Annotated in this window: 16 protein-coding genes and 1 tRNA gene; 5 read left to right on the top strand and 12 right to left on the bottom strand. The window is 62.9% G+C overall.

Going from position 1 to position 18,073, the window contains the following annotated elements; all coding sequences use genetic code 11:
* Position 1: 1 nt before the first annotated feature.
* The gene (locus ACOGXQ_RS00845; RefSeq protein ID WP_419945585.1) at positions 2-895 is read left to right on the top strand and encodes a polysaccharide deacetylase family protein; all 894 of its coding nucleotides are present in this window, start codon (positions 2-4) and stop codon (positions 893-895) included.
* A 114-nt stretch (positions 896-1,009) separates the two neighbouring features.
* Here the strand turns inward: ACOGXQ_RS00845 and ACOGXQ_RS00840 are convergent, their stop codons facing one another.
* The 12 genes from ACOGXQ_RS00840 to ACOGXQ_RS00785 form a co-directional block, all read right to left on the bottom strand.
* Positions 1,010-2,656 carry an ABC transporter substrate-binding protein gene (locus ACOGXQ_RS00840; RefSeq protein ID WP_419945584.1) on the bottom strand — a complete coding sequence of 549 codons (1,647 nt, stop codon included), beginning with the start codon at positions 2,654-2,656 and terminating at the stop codon, positions 1,010-1,012.
* A 109-nt stretch (positions 2,657-2,765) separates the two neighbouring features.
* Positions 2,766-3,734 (bottom strand): branched-chain amino acid ABC transporter permease, encoded by a 969-nt coding sequence (locus tag ACOGXQ_RS00835; protein WP_419945583.1) that lies wholly within the window; start codon positions 3,732-3,734, stop codon positions 2,766-2,768.
* 323 nt (positions 3,735-4,057) lie between these two features.
* Entirely contained in the window at positions 4,058-5,002 is a 945-nt protein-coding gene (locus ACOGXQ_RS00830; RefSeq protein WP_419945582.1) for a branched-chain amino acid ABC transporter permease, read from the bottom strand.
* 87 nt (positions 5,003-5,089) lie between these two features.
* A complete protein-coding gene (locus ACOGXQ_RS00825) occupies positions 5,090-6,925 on the bottom strand; it encodes a branched-chain amino acid ABC transporter permease (RefSeq protein ID WP_419945581.1) in 1,836 nt (611 codons plus the stop codon).
* Positions 6,926-6,954: 29 nt separating this feature from the next.
* Entirely contained in the window at positions 6,955-8,013 is a 1,059-nt protein-coding gene (locus tag ACOGXQ_RS00820) for a branched-chain amino acid ABC transporter permease (protein WP_419945580.1), read from the bottom strand.
* Positions 8,014-8,035: 22 nt separating this feature from the next.
* Complete coding sequence (locus ACOGXQ_RS00815; protein ID WP_419945579.1) at positions 8,036-8,749, bottom strand: ABC transporter ATP-binding protein; 714 nt, start codon at positions 8,747-8,749, stop codon at positions 8,036-8,038.
* Positions 8,746-9,507 carry an ABC transporter ATP-binding protein gene (locus tag ACOGXQ_RS00810; RefSeq protein ID WP_419945578.1) on the bottom strand — a complete coding sequence of 254 codons (762 nt, stop codon included), beginning with the start codon at positions 9,505-9,507 and terminating at the stop codon, positions 8,746-8,748. The genes ACOGXQ_RS00815 and ACOGXQ_RS00810 overlap by 4 nt, the downstream gene beginning before the upstream one ends.
* A gap of 320 nt (positions 9,508-9,827) precedes the next feature.
* Positions 9,828-9,902 (bottom strand) — tRNA-Gln (locus tag ACOGXQ_RS00805).
* 54 nt (positions 9,903-9,956) lie between these two features.
* A complete protein-coding gene (locus tag ACOGXQ_RS00800; protein WP_419945577.1) occupies positions 9,957-11,348 on the bottom strand; it encodes a glutamate--tRNA ligase in 1,392 nt (463 codons plus the stop codon).
* 28 nt (positions 11,349-11,376) lie between these two features.
* Positions 11,377-11,907 carry a hypothetical protein gene (locus tag ACOGXQ_RS00795; RefSeq protein ID WP_419945576.1) on the bottom strand — a complete coding sequence of 177 codons (531 nt, stop codon included), beginning with the start codon at positions 11,905-11,907 and terminating at the stop codon, positions 11,377-11,379.
* Positions 11,908-11,976: 69 nt separating this feature from the next.
* A complete protein-coding gene (gene cimA, locus ACOGXQ_RS00790) occupies positions 11,977-13,647 on the bottom strand; it encodes a citramalate synthase (protein ID WP_419945575.1) in 1,671 nt (556 codons plus the stop codon).
* Between the two features lie 21 nt (positions 13,648-13,668).
* Positions 13,669-14,667: a 3-isopropylmalate dehydrogenase gene (locus tag ACOGXQ_RS00785; RefSeq protein WP_419945574.1), complete on the bottom strand. Its 999-nt coding sequence runs from the start codon at positions 14,665-14,667 to the stop codon at positions 13,669-13,671.
* A gap of 158 nt (positions 14,668-14,825) precedes the next feature.
* Between ACOGXQ_RS00785 and ACOGXQ_RS00780 the strand changes: the two genes are divergently transcribed.
* The 4 genes from ACOGXQ_RS00780 to ACOGXQ_RS00765 are packed head-to-tail and all read left to right on the top strand — an operon-like array spanning position 14,826 to position 17,875.
* Complete coding sequence (locus tag ACOGXQ_RS00780) at positions 14,826-15,305, top strand: GreA/GreB family elongation factor (RefSeq protein WP_419945573.1); 480 nt, start codon at positions 14,826-14,828, stop codon at positions 15,303-15,305.
* Positions 15,306-16,712, top strand: a complete 1,407-nt coding sequence (leuC, locus tag ACOGXQ_RS00775) for a 3-isopropylmalate dehydratase large subunit (protein WP_419945572.1) — start codon at positions 15,306-15,308, stop codon at positions 16,710-16,712. It abuts the gene before it with no gap.
* Between the two features lie 21 nt (positions 16,713-16,733).
* The gene (gene leuD / locus ACOGXQ_RS00770; protein WP_419945571.1) at positions 16,734-17,324 is read left to right on the top strand and encodes a 3-isopropylmalate dehydratase small subunit; all 591 of its coding nucleotides are present in this window, start codon (positions 16,734-16,736) and stop codon (positions 17,322-17,324) included.
* A gap of 56 nt (positions 17,325-17,380) precedes the next feature.
* Entirely contained in the window at positions 17,381-17,875 is a 495-nt protein-coding gene (locus ACOGXQ_RS00765) for a hypothetical protein (RefSeq protein WP_419947443.1), read from the top strand.
* Positions 17,876-18,073: the final 198 nt, after the last annotated feature.

Raw genomic sequence — 18,073 nt, 5'->3', positions numbered from 1 at the left:
GATGGCCAACGGGCAGAGCGAGAACGGACGGAGCGCCGCGGCGATCCCGGACAACTCGACGGGCTACGTCTGCCTCACCTTCGACTTCGACGGACCGTCATTGTGGATCGCCCGCCGCCAGACCACCCCGACCCCCATCTCGCGTGGCGAGTTCGGCTCAGTTGCGGTGCCGCGGATCCTCAAGCTGCTGGCTCGTCACGACATCGGGTGCACCTTCTTCATTCCGGGTCACTCGATCGACACCTATCCCGACGCCGCCAAGATGATCGTCGACGCCGGCTGCGAAGTCGGGCTGCACGGCTACGCCCACGAGCACAATTCCCGGCTCAGCGAGGACGACGAGCGCGCCATCCTCGAGCGGACGTACGCGCAGGTCGAGTCGCTGACGGGGGTTCCGCCGAGGGGCTACCGGGCCCCGTCGGGCGACATCAATCCGTGGACCATCGACCTGCTCCTCGAATACGGCCTCAGCTACGACTCGTCGCTGATGGGTCATGATTACGCGCCGTACTGGCTGCGGACCGGCGACCAGTTCCCCCCGGACGGCCCGATGGAGTTCGGTCCCCAAGTCGATCTGGTCGAGCTGCCGTTCAGCTGGCACCTCGACGACTACGTGCACCTCGAGTTCGTGACGTTCAAGAACACAATCCTGCCCGGACTCGAGAACCCCGGCGCCATGTTTGACGGGTTTCTCTCGGATGTGAAGTGGATGACCAGCGAGGTACAGCACGGCGTGTGCACCGTCACCTTCCATCCCCAGGCAATCGGGCGCGGCGGACGCCTGTACGAGATGGAACGCTGGATCTCCCAGATGACCGATCTCGGCGTGAGCTACACCCGCATGTGCGACGTGGCCGAGGCCTGGCGGGCCGGCCGCCAACTTGGCATCGAGTAGCAGGCGGGCAGCCTCAGCTCTGGCGGACGCGAAGGGGGCCGGCGGGTGGTTGCCCGCCGGCCCCTCTTCTCGCTGACCCGCAGGTCAGCCCTGTTAGCTAAAGGCGAGACCTGCCTAGCCGCAGGCGTTCGCGTCCCTGTCGAAGGCGCACAGCGGCGACTCGCCGTTGAAGTCGATGGTGTCACCGACGACGACCCACGACTGGTTGTCGTAGTCGAACCGGCTGTAGTCGGTTCCTTCGACGAAGTACGCATCCTCAGCGCCGTTGAACTCGGCTTCAATGCCATCGAACAGCAGCGGGTGGTAGATGCTGAGCGACCGCACGGCAAGGATGAAGTTGGTCCTTGTCAGGCCATCTGGCAGTTCAGCGGCAATGCGCAGCGCTTCGACATACGGGTAGCCGTAGAAGTAGCCCACGCCGTTGAGGGAGTTCAGCGGATCCAGTCCGCCAGCCTCAAGGTTCCCGTTCAGCCAAGTGATGAACGGCTCGCCGGTGTAGGTCGGGTCGGTGGTGTCCTTGGCACCGCCGCCGACGATCCACCAGCCGTCAGAAGCCTCGCCCGGGGGCGCCATGTAGTTCGCCACCGCCTTGCACACTGACGGCGTGAACAGCGCGCCGTTGCGACCCAAGATTTCCTCGGTCATGCCGTTTGCGGCAGCTTCCTGAATCACCGACACACAGGGCGCGCCAGCGGTCATGGAGATCAGAACGTGCGGATCGGCAGCCTTCAGGGTTGTCATCTGGTTCGTGAACGTCGGAGACGCAGGGTCAACGCGCTGGGGCACGAATTCACTCACGACATCGGGGTTGTGTTCGACCCAGTGTTCGAAGCCCAGCTCGTAGGCCAGACCGAAGTCGTTGTCCATGACCAAAGCCGCAACAGTGACGGGGAGCTGATCCGCAAGATTGGTCTCGATCCAAGCGCCCCAAAGGTCCGCTTCAAGCGCGTAGGAGAGCTGCAGACCGGTGGTCCACGGGTGGTTCATGGGATCGCCCCAAGCCGGGTGACCGGTCATCACAAATGGCTGCGGAATGCACTCTTGGTTGAGCTGGTCATAGGTAGCAAGCGTGTTCGGCGACCCCAGCGTGAGGATCGAGAACACGTTCTCCGACTCGATCAGTTCGTTGATGAAGTCGATCGTGAGATTGGCTTGGTAGCCGTCATCCTTGACGAGCAGCTCGATTTCGCGCGGAGTTCCGTTGACCATGATCGGGTCGTTCTCATTGACCCATTCAAGGTAGTTGTCCCAGCCGTTGGCGATCGCGCCGTAGGCGGCCAGCGTGCCGGACTGAGCCGTGGTGTGGCCGATCCGGATCTGATCGCCCGTGATGCCGTGGGTATCGGACCAGTCGTCGGGGCACTCGTTCATGTCGATCTCGAAGCCGCCTGGACCACGCAGGATGCCATCGCTGCCGACCCCGAACTCGCCGGACTCGATTCCCTCAGTCAGCATGGCAACCGTCTGAGCACGACGGTGGGCGTTCTCTTCGAAGATCCCCTCACGAGTAGAGCGGTCGAACTCCATGTCGTCCATGTCGTCCATGTCGTCCATGTCGTCCATGTCGTCCATGTCGTCCATGTCGTCCATGTCGTCCATGTCGTCCATGTCGTCCATGTCGTCCCCGCCGCTTGGTGCGGCCGTGGTACCGGTCTCGTCCCTACTCGCCCCGTCTCCGTCGTCATCTCCGCCGCATGCGGCAGCGATGAGTGAGAATGCGAACAGCAGCGCTAGCAAGCGCCAAATCCGGCTTTTTGCCATGTCAATCCTCCTTGGAAGGTGTTTGCACGAATGCAGCGGCCCGCCGAGGGCCACCCCATTCGTCGCGAAGCTAGTTCGCGTTGACTCAGCTGCGCGATGCCGCGGTGTGTCAATCGCGCAACAATCTGCTTCCTCGATGGCGACCGCCACTCCGGCGCGCTCCCTGAGACCCGGAGCCTGTGAGTCCGTGGGGGAACAGAAGCGTCAGCGCAACAAGCGCCAGTGCGAACAGGAAACGCTCATCTGCGAGGAGATCAAAGAACTCGCTCAGCGGCCCCAAGCCATCTACGCGGGCAAGCTGAGCACCGAGCACCTCGGCGACCTCGCGGATCGCCACGGCTGCTACGGCACCCCACACAGAATGCAGCCCGCCCAGCACTGCCAGCGCGTAGAGAAGCAGCGATTCTTGCGGCGGATACGACTCTTGCGAGACATACGGCACCAGCACGACGCCAAGCGCGCCTGCGAACCCGCTCACCGCAGCGCTGACAGCGAACGTCGCCACCCTCGTCGAAACGATGTTGACCCCGTATACCGCCGCAGCCGTCTCGTTGTCGCGCACTGCTCGCATGGCACGTCCGGCACGGCTGTTGACGAGGTTGTGCGTCAGCCAGAGCACCACGGCTACGGCCGCGATACAGATCAGATAGCGGTAGCAGACCACCGCCCATCGGCTCGTTCCAAGCCAAGAGGCCGGCAGGACCTCCAAGTCCACACCGCGGCCGCCCACGCCGCCTGTCAAGGCCGGAAATCGCTTCACCACCGGCTGAAACGACATGGCGAGACCCAGCGTTACCAAGGCAAGATAGATGCCTCGGATTCGCAGCATCGGCAACGCCACCAACGCGCCAAGCACGCCTGCAATCGCCGCGCCCAGCACGACCGCCCCTATCCACGAGAGCTTCAGGTCGTTGACGGCGATCGCAGTGCCGAATGCCCCTGTCGCAACGAATACTCCGTGGCCGAGGCTGATCACGCCTCCGAAGCCAGTCGCGATGGTCACGCCAAGCACTGCCACCACAGTGACCACCAAGCCAGCGCCGTCACGGAACTCAGTAACGGAACTCGTCAACGGCATTGCGACGAGCCACACACCCACAATCGCACCGCCAATCCAGCCCAACAGCTTGCTGCGTCGCCGCCGACTGCGGTGTTCCGGCTGCGATGAGACAGCAGCGAGTCTCTCTGGCGGGCTTTCAGCGTCCGGCAGTGGATCGGCACGATCGCTGAACGTCGCCCCAGCAGGCTCAGCACCGGGCGCACCGGGCCGAGGACCGTATGCAGGTGCACCTGCCGTCGCCTCCTCAGCGGACGCAAACATGTCGAAGACATTTGTTCCAGTATTCGGAGCCTCGTCATCCTCGCCACGCGGTGGCAGCGGCGGCGGCCAATCGTCGCCGCTCACGCGCGTTCGACTCGTTCAGTGCCGAATAGCCCAGTCGGGCGCACCATCAGCACGGCGACCATCGCAAGCAGCGCTGGCACCACGCTGAGCTCGAATCCGATGAACGGGACGTATGCAGGAATCAGCGTCTCCGCCAATGCAACCAGAACTCCGCCGATAAGTGCCCCCTTGGGCGAGTCGAGGCCGCCAAGCGTTGTCGCAGCGAAGGCATACACGAGCACTCGCTGCATCATCTGAGGCTCAAGTACGACAACATTCGCACTCAGCGCAGCAGCTGTAGCCCCTAGGCCTGCTGCCAACACCCAGCCGTACATCAGCACGCTTCCAGATCGGATTCCGTTGAGATCGGCTGACACTCGGTCTGACGACACCGCACGGAATGCCAGGCCAATTCGCGTCCACTTCAGCACAGCTACCAAGAGCGCCAACAACGCGAGCAACGTGATCCAAGTACCGACGACCGAGATCCGCAGCCGCGCACCGGCGATCGCGAGGAAGTCGTCCAGTTCGCTAGGAAACACTGGCGGAAATGGCCGGGGGGCTGTGCCCCACCATTGCTCCACTAGCGAATTCAGGCCCAAGAACAGCCCAACAGTCATGCTCACTACCGCCAACTCAGGAGCGTGTCTCAGCGGGCGAATGAGAACTCGCTCAGTCACCCCGCCGGCAACAGCCCCAAGAACCACGGCTATGGAAATCGCCACTGGAACAGTCAGAGGGGCGCCAACCCAAGCCACCAAGCTGCCCCCCGATAGTCCTGGTGTCGGGCCACTCAACAGAACAAAGGCAACGTACGCCGAGAACGTCGCCATCTCTCCCTGAGCGAAATTCAGCAGGCCCGTAGACCGGACGACGATCGCTAGCGCAATTGCCAATGAGGAGTAGATCGCACCATTCAGCAACGTGTCAAAAACTCGCTGCAACAGCAGAACAGCATCCACGTCAGCGATTCAGCCTTCTCGACAGCCCTACGAGTCCGAGATGCACTCACTCATACTGGCAGCTGTGCTCAAGAGACCATACCGATATCAAGCGGATGCGTTGGCATCCTCAGAACGTGGCTCGGAGGGTGCCTCAGGCTTCTCAGCGGAGAAAGCGGAGAAAACGAAGTACCGCAACCCGACAAAGATGGTACCCACGAAGGCAATGATGCTCAAGACCATTGCCAAGGTGCTCTGAGTCGACCAGCCAACCAGCCAGAAACCCACCGGGGTGTCTGCCGCCTCAGCCGCCTCACCCGCGATTTCGCACAGATCACTGATTTGGTTGCCATTGAAATCGCCCGAAGGATTCGTGGCGCAGAACTCAACCGCAGCGCCTTCGAACCCCTCGGACTTCGCTGCCTCATTGAGGACTGGAATCGCCGGTCGTGCTCGACCGTCCACTTCCAGCGAGGCTTTTCGCGCAAGGTGGCCGACATGGTGAGCCCGCAACGCAACATTGAGGGCGAACGTCTTGATGTAGGCAAAACTGAGAACGCCCAGCACGCCCGCCATCTTGGCTTGAGCGCTGACTTGTGCTGCGTTATCCCCACGTAAACCGGCCTTAGCCGCTCGCAACTCGTTCATGGCGACGAAAACGACGATGGGAGCGAGCAGCACTATTGCAAACCGTGCCATGAAGGCAAACGTGCCGACGATGAGATTGTCGACGTTCATCAAGATCCAGCCGACGACCAGCAACACTGGGCCGATGACTGCGAGCCTGAGCGCCCATGCCGACCGGACTGAAGACGGACCCGGGTCGAGGCGTTCAAGCGGCGTGACGGGATTGCCCGCCGGAGTCAGTGGTACAACCTGAATGATCCTCTTCTGCACTGCCGTAATCATGGAGGCTATGCCTCCGGGCGCGAAGAACGTGAACAGAATGAGAATGATGCCGAAAATCGCTGCTGAGAGTGGTCCATCACCGCTGAGTTCATAGAAACCCAGCGGTATCACCGGCAGACGCTTGGTGAAGTCTCGCACCCAAACGACAAAGAGCCCACCAAGCACTGAACCCTGAAGAGTGCCGACACCACCAATCACCAGACCAATGATCAAGTCGATGGCGAGAATGAACGTAAAGTCCTGCTCTCCGACAAAACCCTTGTCCAAGCACCACATCAGGCCAGCAAGCGATCCCAATGAGGCACTCAAGGCGAAGTTGACCGTCTTATACAACGGAAGATTGACGCCGTACACAGCAGCACCCGCCTCGTTGTCGCGAATCGCGAGTACGGCTCGACCGGGCCTGCTGCGTATGATGTTCCGAACCAGCGCGATGGCAAGAACAGTAATGAGGAGCAGGATCCAATAGCGGTAAGCGGCTGAACCGCGGGTGCCGTCCACACCGGGCAGCCATTCGAACCAGCTGGAGAAGCCTTCCGCTTGACGGTCGACCTCTTCTTCAACTCTGCGACCGTTCGGGCCACCAGTACGCTCCGCGATACCGAGTTCGTCAATCTTGAGCACTGACGGGAATACCGCAGCTTGGGCAATGGTGATAAGCGCTAGGTACAGTCCCTTGACGCGCAACGCGGGTAAGCCAATGATCAGCCCAACTGCAAAGCCAACGACCAATACGAGCGGTATGACCATCCAGTAGTCCCACAGCTCATCTTGCACCATGGACGCGGCGACAAAGGCCCCAATGCCCATGAATGCCGAATGACCCAGCGCGAGAATGCCATTGAAGCCCACGACCAAATTGACCGCGAGAACCGCAACCACGAACACCAGCGATTGGTTCATACGGCCTATCTGAAATGGCTGTAGTACCAATGGCACCAAGACGGCAAGCGCAACGGCGTAGCCCCAGCTCAGAATGCGCCACTGGCGATACTGGGTGCTCCCCTTGGAAACGATGAGCAGTGGAGAACTCATTCTTCAGCAACTCCCCTTGATTCGTTGAGCTAGACGCGCTCGATGCGGCGGGTTCCGAAGAGACCCGTGGGACGGAACAAGAGCACAAACAGGATCACAAGGAATGCGAGCGCTAGCTCCAAAATTGAGAAATAGTCCTGGCCCAGCACGATGACGCCAAACCACGAAGCCAGAACGGACTTGATGAGCCCGACCAGCAAGCCGCCGACGACGGCGCCTCCGAGGCTGTCGAGGCCGCCCAACGCTGCCGCGGCCAAGGCATAGATAAGTACCGTCGCCATCAGTGTGGGACTGATGCCACCCAACACCGGAGCCGCCAACACAGCGCCCAAGGTGCCAAACACCGATGCCAGAGCCCAGCCGAATCCAAGCGTGCGGCCCGTGTTCACGCCGACAAGCCGGGCAGATTCGACATTCGACGAGACTGCCCGGAAACTTAGCCCTGCCTTGGTCTTGCCCAAAATGATCGCCAGCAGGACCAGCGTCAGCCCGAGCGTGACCAGCGTACCGAGAGTTCGGTAATGGAGGCGAGTGCCAAACAGCTCCCAGAACGTTCGACCGACCAGCGCGCAGGGTTCGGCGTCAACCGTGCCAGCAGCAACCTCAACCAATTCGCCCAAGGAGTCCTCGGCACATGCGAGAGTTCCATCACGAGTCTTCTTCAGCTCGCTTCCGTTGGGCACCCAAGTCGGAAACGCTCCGAATGGATCATTCACTGCACGGAGTTGGAATTCCCAGATGTCGCCGGCAATCGCGTTGAGTATCAAAAACAGACCCAAAGTAATCAGCACTACAGGTAGATGGTCATCTGGGTCGAATGGTCTGACGAGTGCCCTTTCAACGGCTGCGCCGATCACAGCACTGATCCCCATGGCGATGAGGATCGAAAGCCACAGCCAGAGGCCCTGCTCGATATTCAGCACGTAGACGAAGAAAGCACCAATCATTGCCAACTCGCCGGTGGCAAAGTTGATCAAGGTCGTGGCCTTGAATATCAGCACCAGTGCGAGAGCGACAGCGGCATACAGGGCACCGTCGCGCAACCCGTTCATGATGTAGTCCGGGAGAATCCCCCAGTTCCAGTTCATGGTGTGCCCCCGTACCTACGGATCAAGCGCCCAAGTACGCTTCCTGCACAGCAGGATCGTTCTTGAGCTGGTCGGCTGGTCCTTGCAGAGCGATCTCGCCGCTCTCGATCACATAGCCGTAGTCGGCCATATCCAGTGCCAGGTTGGCGTTCTGCTCTACGAGGAGCATCGTCAGCCCGGTTTCCTTATTGAGCTGGGTGAAGCGTTCGAACAGGTCTTCGATGATGAGCGGCGCCAGACCCAGCGACGGCTCGTCAAGCAGCAGCAGCCTCGGCCGGCACATCAACGCGCGGGCAACGGCCAGCATCTGCTGCTCGCCGCCTGAGAGTGAGCCTGCGAGCTGATCGCGGCGCTCTTCGAGCCGGGGAAAAATCTCGAACCAGCGGTCGATGTCGGCGGTGACCTCTTTGTCCCGCCGGATGTAGGCACCGATCTTGAGGTTGTCCATCACCGAGAGCTCAGGGAAGGTGCCTCGGCCTTGCGGTACGTGGGCGACGCCGCGCCGCACGATGTCGGCGGTCTTTGAGCGGGAAATGTCCTCGCCTTCGAACAGGATCGTTCCGGTGGTCGTGCACATATTGCACAGCGCACGCAGCGTGGTGGTCTTGCCGGCGCCGTTGGCGCCGAGCACCACGACGACGTTGCCCTCAGGTACTTCGAAGTCGAGGCCACGCAATACCTCGACCGCGCCATACCGAGCATGCAGGTCCTCGACCTTCAGCATCAGACTTGTCATGACGAACTCCCCAGGTACGCCTCGATGACCTCCGGATCGTTCCGCACAACGTCGGGATGGCCGTCGGCGATCTTGCGGCCGAAGTTGAGCACCACGAGGTGCTCGCTGATGTTCAGCACCATGCGCATGTGATGCTCCACCAAGAGAATCGAAAGGCTGTGTCGATCGCGCAGGTCTTTGATGTCCTGGGCGAGCGAGTCGACTTCGGCATGAGTGAGGCCCGAGGCGGGCTCGTCGAGCATGATCAGGCGCGGGCTGGAGATCAGCGCCCGAGCCAGCTCGATGCGCTTGAGCGTGCCGAACGGCAGACCGGCCGCCGGGTGGTAGGCGAATTCCTCGAGATCCAGCTCTTCGAGTGCCTCCCAGGCTCGGCGTCGAAGATCCTTTTCTTCGCTGCGGGTTCCCAGCCGGAACGCTGCAGTGAAAAAGTTGGCCTTGGTGTTGGTGTGGTCGCCGACCATCACGTTCTCGATCACGGTCATGCCTCGCCACAAGGCAAGGTTCTGGAACGTGCGGTACACACCGAGCCGACTGATCTGGTGGGCCGGCATCGAGAGCAGGTCGTGCCCGTCGAAGCTCACCGATCCCGTTGTCGGGTCGTAGATCCGGCTGACCACGTTGAACAGGGTGGTCTTGCCCGCGCCGTTCGGTCCGATGAGTCCGAGTATCTGACCTTCGTCCAAGGAGAACGACAGATCGTCGAGCGCACGGATGCCGCCGAATTGCACGGAGATGTCCTGGACTTCCAGCAACGCCACGCGCTCTACCCCCTCCGGTCTGCGCCGACCATGTGGCCGACGCAGGCAAGTTATCAGGTCGGCCCAACTCCGTGGCTTTCTCGATGGAACCCCACGCTGGCCGGGACAGCGGGTGATGCTAGTGGTGTGTCGCGGTTTTCTTGCGGGCAGGTCACGGCCCGCTGACCTGCGGAAACAGGCTTCGGCAGGCCCTGCGCAAATTGCCGACGCACCATTAGGTCGCGACAGAGCGGCAAGTGCAGATTCTCTCGGCGGCGAACCCGCCTGTGCACCGGGCCGGCCGGATCGGGCGCGTGCTCGCCGGTCGCCGCTCTCAAGACTGGTTCGGGGAGGAGGACTCGAACCCCCAATGACTGGACCAGAACCAGTTGTGTTGCCAATTACACCATCCCCGAGAACCCGATCAGGCTAGTGGCGCAGCATCGCGATGACCCGCCGGCAGTGGCGCGTCAGCCCGCCGGCAAACCGGTGCGGCCGAGTCGCCGACGCGCCTCGTCGAGGCGTCGCAGGGCGGTGTCGCGACCCAGCAGCTCAAGCGACTCGAACAGCGGCGGGCCGACCGAGCGCCCGGTGATCGCGATCCGCACGGGCGCCTGCGCCTTCCCGAGCTTGAGGCCGAATTCCTCGCCAATCGCCCGCAGGCAGGCATGCAGAGAGTCGGCGGTCCACTCGGTATCGGTGAAGGCGGCGAAGGCCGCACGCGCGCGATCAAGGATGTCGCCAGCCGGCGCAGCCAGCGCGGCATCCCAGTCGTCGGCGTCCGTTTCGGGCTCGGCAAAGAGAAAGGCGATGCGGTCGGGAGCATCAGACAGCAGTCGCGTGCGCTCACGAATCAGCGGGGCGACATCGCTCAGTGCCGCCAGATCAAGGGCCTCACCCCAGGGCTTGGCGCGTACCCATGGTTCGATTGCAGCAGCGAAGCCGGCGTCGTCGAGCGACCGCAGGTACTCGCCATTGATCGCAGTGAGCTTGCCCATGTCGAACATGGCGGGCGCCGCATTCACGTCTGCGAGGTCGAACAGCTCGACGATCTCCGCGAGCGGCCGCACCTCGATGCCATCTGGCGGTCCCCAGCCCAGCAGTGCCAAGTAATTGACCATTGCCTGCGGCAGCACGCCTTGGTCGCGATAGCTCGTGAGCGACACGTCGTCTCGCCGCTTGGAGAGCTTCTTTCGCTGCTTGTCGACAATGAGCGGCAGGTGGGCGAACATCGGCACGTCGGCTGCCCCTAGTGCGGCGCGCAACAGGACCACCCTGGGCGTCGTGTTCAGCAGATCCTCGCCCCTGACGACATGGGTGATGCCCCCGTCGAGGTCATCGACGGCGTTGGCGACGAAGAACGTTGCGCTGCCATCGCTGCGCCTCACCACAAAGTCCTCGATGGACGCATTCGGGAACTCGACGCGGCCTCGTACGGTGTCGTCGAAAGCCGTCACGCCCTCGGAGGGAACGGCGAACCGCACGGCACCGTCGTCGAGATAGGCCTGCCCGCTGTCGAGCCAGCGTTCGACAGCGGCGTCGTAGAGACCGCCTCGCTCGCTCTGGAAGACTGGATCGCCATCGAAGTCCAGTCCCAGCCAGTCGAGCATCTCGAGGACCTGGTCGATGTGCGCCTTCGTCGCCAGCTCGGCGTTCGTGTCCTCGATGCGCAGCACCATCTCGCCGCCGCAGTGGCGGGCGTACAGCCAGTTGAACAGCGCCGTCCTGGCCGTGCCCAAGTGCGGCAGTCCCGTGGGGGCCGGTGCGAAACGCAGCCGGGGGCGGGGAGTCACCGGCGTGGCGCCGCTTCCCTCGCCGACCACCGACACCTGGCTGACGCCGCTCGCGGTGCCGCTCAGCACTGGCCGGTACTGCGATTGGGATCGGCGCTCATTGGGTCAGATCTCGCGTCAGGCTCAGGGGATCGGTCTCGTAGCGACGCCTGATTTCACGCGGCGTCAGCACCAGCACCTCTGTGGGGACGCAGGCAACCAGCTTCCTGAGCTGCTTGTAGTGATGGGCCTCCGCAACCCCCTCGAAGAGCGGCGCCCGCCGCGCTGCCAACGCTGCGGGAGGCTGCTGATCGAGGAAGCCGAACGCGAGATATCCGGCTTCGAGATCCCACACCACCGGCGCTCGCCCGAAGATCGAGGCACGCTTGAGGGCTATGGCCACGCAGCCGGCGTCGACATCGTCGCGATGCTGACCCTCAGTGAGATACACCCGGTCATCGAAGAGGCGCACCAGCCCATACGCGTAGCCTTGGTCGGGTCCCTGATGTCCCCGAAACGCTCCCGTGGGCTGGCCACCGGCCAATTCGCCCCGACGGGCGGCCTCCCAGCGACGAGGCGTGACGTCCGGTGAGGAGTACGAACGGACGACCGCGAGCGGTTCGGCCCTGACGTGACGTGGCGCAGCCATGGCCGCGCAGTCTAGGAAGCGGCGGCAACGCAGGCCGCATCTGGCAGTGTGCTCGAGCTTGTGCTTGAACTATGCGCTGCAACCGGCGTCGAGACGATGCCGCATGAGCGCGTAGATGACCGAATCGCGCAGAGCCAGCCACGAGGCCTCGATGATGTTCTCCGAGACGCCGATCGTCGTCCAGGTCATTTCGCCGTCAGTGGAATCGATGAGCACACGCGTGACCGCTTCGGTGCCCCGGTCGGCATCGAGCACGCGGACCTTGTAGTCCGTCAAGCGAACAGCGTCGAGTTCGGGGTAGTCGTCTCGCACAGCCTGGCGGAAGGCGTTGTCGAGGGCGTTCACCGGGCCGTCACCCTCGCCGACCGTCACCCGCCGCTCGTCGCCCACAACGATGCGCAGCGTCGCCTCGGTGTCGAACTCGGCTTGGCGGCCGCGCTCGACGAGCACTTTGAACGACTCGACCTTGAAGAATTCGAATGTCTGCCCGGCGGCGCGGCGCAGCAGCATTTCGAGTGAGGCGTCGGCGACTTCGAAGTGATAGCCGGCATGCTCAAGCCGCTTCAGCTCGTCCACGACGTCAGCCATCGCGGCCTTGTCGATCTCGATGCCGAGCTCGGCGGCCTTCAACTCCACCGACGCCCGTCCCGAGAGATCACCCAGCAGGAACCGCGTGCTGTTGCCGACGGCCGCGGGATCGACATGCTCGTAGCTGTCAGGCCGGCGCGCAATGGCACTGGTGTGCAACCCGGCTTTGTGGGCGAACGCGGAAGTGCCGACATACGGCTGCTGGTTCTGCGGCGGCATGTTCATGAGCTCGGCAACGTGATGCGCCACCGAGGTGAAGCGCGTCAGGCATTCCCTCGGCACGGTCTCGATCCCCATCTTGAGCGTCAGGTTCGGCACCAGCACCGTGTTGTCGCAATTGCCGGTTCGCTCGCCGTACCCGTTGACAGTGCCCTGCACATGTGTGGCGCCGGCAATCACACCGGCCACGGCGTTGGCCACCGCACAGCCGGTGTCGTTCTGTGTGTGCATGCCGATCTGGACGCCGTCGAAGTGACCGACGACGTCGCGCACAATGTTCTCCACTTCGTGGGGCAGCGAACCGCCATTGGTGTCGCACAGCACCAGGCAGTCGGCTCCGTTGACCGCTGCGGCCTCGAGCACCGACAGCGCGAACTCCGGGTTTCTCTTGTATCCGTCGAAGAAGTGCTCCGCGTCGAAGAAGACACGCAGGCCCTCTCCCTTGAGAAACTCGATCGAGTCGCCGACCATGGCGACGCCCTCGCTGAGCGGTTGCCGGAGAGCTTCGGTGACGTGGTAGTCCCATGACTTGCCGACGATGCACACCGTCGAAGTGCCGGCAGCTACCAGGGCAGCCAACGTCTGATCGTCGTCCACACGGCCCCGCGGTCGCCGGGTCGAACCGAACGCCACCAACGTGGCGTGCTCAAGCTCGAGCTCGGTGCTGGCGCGGGCAAAGAACTCCTCGTCCTTGGGGTTCGAGCCCGGCCAACCGCCCTCGATCCACTGGATGCCCAGGGCATCGAGCTGGTGGGCCACCTTCAGCTTGTCGTCCGAAGACACCGAGATGCCTTCGAATTGGACGCCGTCCCGAAGTGTCGTGTCAAAGATCTCGACGCGCTCCGGCCACGACTGGTCCCGCACACCCTCGCGGATGAGCGGTGCCGACGCGCCTGGTTCGGGCGTCGTGCCGGGGGTGTCAGATGTGCTCATGCTGGCTTCATTCATTCGGGCTCATCCCTCTGAGACGCCGGCCAGGATCGCCTTGGCAATCTCGTCGGTGCCCGTCTCAGGCACCGAGTCGTCGGCAATGACGGTTTCGCATGCCGAACGAACGCGATCCGCGCAGTCCGTCTCGCCGAGGAACTCGAGCATCAGCACAGCGGAGAGGACCGCAGCGGTGGGATTGGCGAGTCCCTTGCCGGCGATATCGGGCGCCGAACCATGCACCGGCTCGAACAGCGAGGGACCCGTGCGGTCCGGGTTCAGGTTGGCCGAAGCGGCGAGCCCGATGCCGCCCGCCACGGCACCGCCGAGATCGGTCAAGATGTCGCCGAACAGATTGTCCGTCACAATCACCTCGTAACGGTGCGGATCTTCCACGAAGTGGATGCAGGCCGCGTCGACATGGTTGTAGGCGACGTCCACGTCGGGGTACTCCGCCGCCACCTCATTGAAGGTGCGCTCCCACAGGTCGCCGGAGAACGTCAGGACGTTGGTCTTGTGCACGAGCGTCAGGTGACGGCGTTGGTGGGTGCGAGCCAGTTCGAAGCCAAAGCGGATGGCGCGCTCGGCTCCCATGCGAGTGTTGACCGACCCCTGCGTGGCGATCTCATGCGGTGTTCCCTTGCGAAGAAACCCGCCTTCGCCGGCATAGGCGCCTTCGGTGTTCTCGCGGATCACGGTGAAGCTGTGACCGTCGGGAAGCGTGAACGGGCGCAAATTCACGTAGAGGTCGAGCTCGAAGCGGGCCTTCAGCAGCAGGCCGCGCTCGATGACGCCCGGCGGCACATCGGGAGTGCCGACTGCTCCGAGCAGGATGGCGTCGTAGGTACGCAGCTCGGCGAGGGTCTCATCGTCGAGCACCGTGCCATCGCGCAGGTAGCGGTGGCCGCCCAGCTCAAAGGGCGTCGTGGAGATGCCGGCGCCGGCGGCAGCAATCACGTCGAGCGCAACCGAGATGACCTCGGGTCCGATGCCGTCTCCTCCGATGACTGCGATGCGATGAGTCACTGTGGTGCCCTTTGCCGGTTCGTCCTGGGAACGTGCCGCTCCCGCTTCAGGGAGTCCGTCCAGGACGTCCCGAAGCACGATTGCGCCCCGGTCACCGCGGTGGCCGGACAATCGCGCCAGAGAGTGTGCCCGAAGCAGCCCTCGGTAACCTCACGTGGGTGCCCGAGATCCATCACATCTCCGCTGAGACCCATGATCGGCTGCAGGCGGAGCTCACCGATCTGACTGGTCGTGGGCGCATTGACATAGCGGCGCAGATCGAGACGGCGCGCCTGCTGGGCGATCTGTCCGAGAACGGCGACTACCACGCTGCCAAGGAGGAACAGGGGAAGATGGAAGGCCGCATCATGCGGCTGAAGTCGATCCTGGAAAACTGCGAGATCGTCGCCGATGTCGGCGACAGTTTTGACGACAGCGTGGTGGCGCCAGGCTTGGTCGTGTCGATCCGCTTCGAAGGCGACGACGAAGTCGAGCAGTTCCTCTTCGGTTCGATCGAGGAGCGTCGAACGGACATCGAGGTGGTCTCGCCAGGCTCTCCAATGGGCCGAGCGCTCGAGGGCGCTCGGGCCGGCCAGACGGTCACCTACGAAGCAAACGGCAACCAGCTGAGCATCGAGATCATCGCAATCGAGGCCTGAATGACACGACCGCGCACACTCAGCGAGAAGATCTGGGACCGCCACGTCGTACGGACCGGCGGCGGCCAGCCCGACCTTCTCTACATCGATCTGCACCTCATCCATGAGGTCACGTCGCCGCAAGCCTTCGACGGCTTGCGCATGTCCGGGCGAACGGTGCGTCGTCCCGATCTCACGGTCGCCACCGAGGATCACAACGTTCCGACCGCCGATCTGCACCTGCCGATCGCCGACCCGATCTCAGCCAAGCAAGTGCAGGTGCTGCGCTCGAACTGCGCCGAATTCGGGATCACGCTGTACCCGATGGGCGATCCGGGTCAAGGCATCGTGCATGTCATCGGACCGGAGCAGGGGCTCACCTTGCCCGGCATGACTGTGGTGTGCGGCGACAGCCACACCTCGACTCATGGGGCCTTCGGCACATTGGCCTTCGGCATCGGCACCTCCGAAGTGGAGCACGTGCTGGCGAGCCAGACGCTGCCGCAGGCCCGACCGTCCACGATGGAAGTACGGGTGGACGGTACCGCTGCGGCGGGTGTGACCGCCAAGGACATCGTGCTCGCCATCATCGGCCGGATCGGCACCGGCGGCGGCATCGGTCACATCATCGAATACCGCGGTGCAGCAATCGAGGCGCTGTCGATGGAAGGGCGGATGACCGTCTGCAACATGTCCATCGAGGCGGGCGCGAAGGCCGGCATGATCGCGCCCGACGACACCACGTTCGAGTACCTGGCCGGCCGCCGGCACGTCCCAGGCGGTGCTGACTGGGACGCTGCAGTGGCCGACTGGCGCTCGCTCGTCACCGACGACGGCGCTACTTTCGATCGCTCGGTGACCATCGACGCTGCGTCGCTGCGACCGCACGTCACGTGGGGCACCAATCCTGCGCACGTCATCCCGATCGACGGCGCAGTGCCCGCGCCGAGCGACTTCGACGACCCTGTCGAGGCGACCACGGCCCAACGTGCGCTGGACTACATGGGGCTGACGGCGGGCACCCGGCTGTCGGACGTGAAGGTCGACACGGTCTTCATCGGGAGCTGCACGAACTCGCGCATCGAAGACCTCCGCGCGGCCGCGGCCGTGGCACGAGGGCGCACAGTGGCCGACGGCGTCAGAACCCTGGTGGTGCCAGGCTCGTTCTCCGTCAAGATGCAGGCCGAGGCTGAGGGCCTCGATGCGGTCTTCACCGAGGCGGGTTTCGACTGGCGAGAGCCGGGATGCTCCATGTGCCTGGCCATGAATCCCGACAAGCTGGCGCCGGGCGAACGATCGGCGTCAACCTCGAACCGCAACTTCGAAGGTCGGCAGGGCCGTGGCGGTCGCACGCACTTGTGCTCGCCGGAAGTGGCTGCCGCGACGGCGATCGCCGGTCGCTTCGTCACCCCCGACGACCTCGGCTGAGCGAGCGAAAGGACAGCACAGATGGAGCCAGTACGCGTGCATGAAGGCCGTGCGGTGCCGCTCGACCGCTCGGACGTGGACACCGACCAGATCATTCCCAGCGACTGGCTGAAGCGCGTCGAGCGCACCGGATTCGGGAAGGGACTCTTCAGCGAATGGCGCGACGAGCGTGACTTCGTGCTGAACGACGAGCGCTACGCCGGCGCCACGGTCTTGGTGGCCGGTGCCAACTTCGGCACAGGCTCGTCCCGTGAGCACGCCGTGTGGGCGCTGATGGACTACGGCTTCGCGGCGGTGGTCTCACCCCGGTTCGGCGACATCTTCCGCAACAACTCCACCAAGAATGGGCTTGTTCCGGTGCAGGTGTCCGAGCAGACCGCTGCCGATTTGCGCGCAGCCATCGCCGAAGATCCCGATCTCGTCGTGACCGTGGACGTCGAGCGGCGAATGCTCAGTGCGCCCGCCGCAGGCATCGAGGAGTCGTTCCCGATGGACGACGCCACCCGGGAGCGCTTTCTCGAGGGTCTCGACGACATCGGCATCACGCTTCGCAGCGCTGAAGCCATCGATCGCTACGAGGGCACCCGCCCCGCCTGGATGCCGACGACCTAGCGACGATTTGGAGACTATTCGCTCCAGATCCGATACAGCAGCACCGTGTCATATTGGTGCGCGCACGATTGGCTTCAAATGACGGCCTCGGCGAGGAAACTACATTCCACGATGTAACGAGTCCGTTACTCGCTGAACTCCATGACACACGACTATTCCCTAACCGGCGATATCTGGTTCCCACCGGAATCTTTACGCTATTGCATCACCGGGACGAATGGACCTACCGCTTTGAACAAGCACTGCTCAACGAAGGTTTACTGACACCGGAGGAAATCCAAGAGGTGCCTAACCTGCTGGAGGCCTTGGACGAAAAGAATAGTGACTCCACGGCACCTGCCATGAGATATCGTGCGAAACTCATCGACTCGTTTGCTGCGTCTGAAGTCAAGCGGTTATGGGGCAACATCGCTACCCACTATCAACTAAGAATGGTTTACATTGAACCGACACCCTATTCGCAAAGAGGAATGGCGCCGCTAAGCCAAACTACCAACATTATAGACTCTCCTTGGATCATGGTAGAGTCGCATCGCCGAGATCAAGAGTAACGAGCCATTGTTCCGTAGTGTTCCTCTAGGAGTGCCGCGTATGTCTATGAAATGATTCCGTGCGTCGAAGTGATTCCGTATAGCCAAATTTGAGATTCTCGGTGATCGACAAACATAGATTCACTATTACTGCTAAACTCGGGGCCTGCCTTGAGCTTGTATGGCGTCGGCGATACGGACTGTACGGCACATCTCTAC

Source organism: Candidatus Poriferisodalis sp. (assembly GCF_965208485.1).
Classification (GTDB): Bacteria; Actinomycetota; Acidimicrobiia; order Acidimicrobiales; family Poriferisodalaceae; genus Poriferisodalis.
This window is presented reverse-complemented; position numbering and strand designations above follow the sequence as displayed.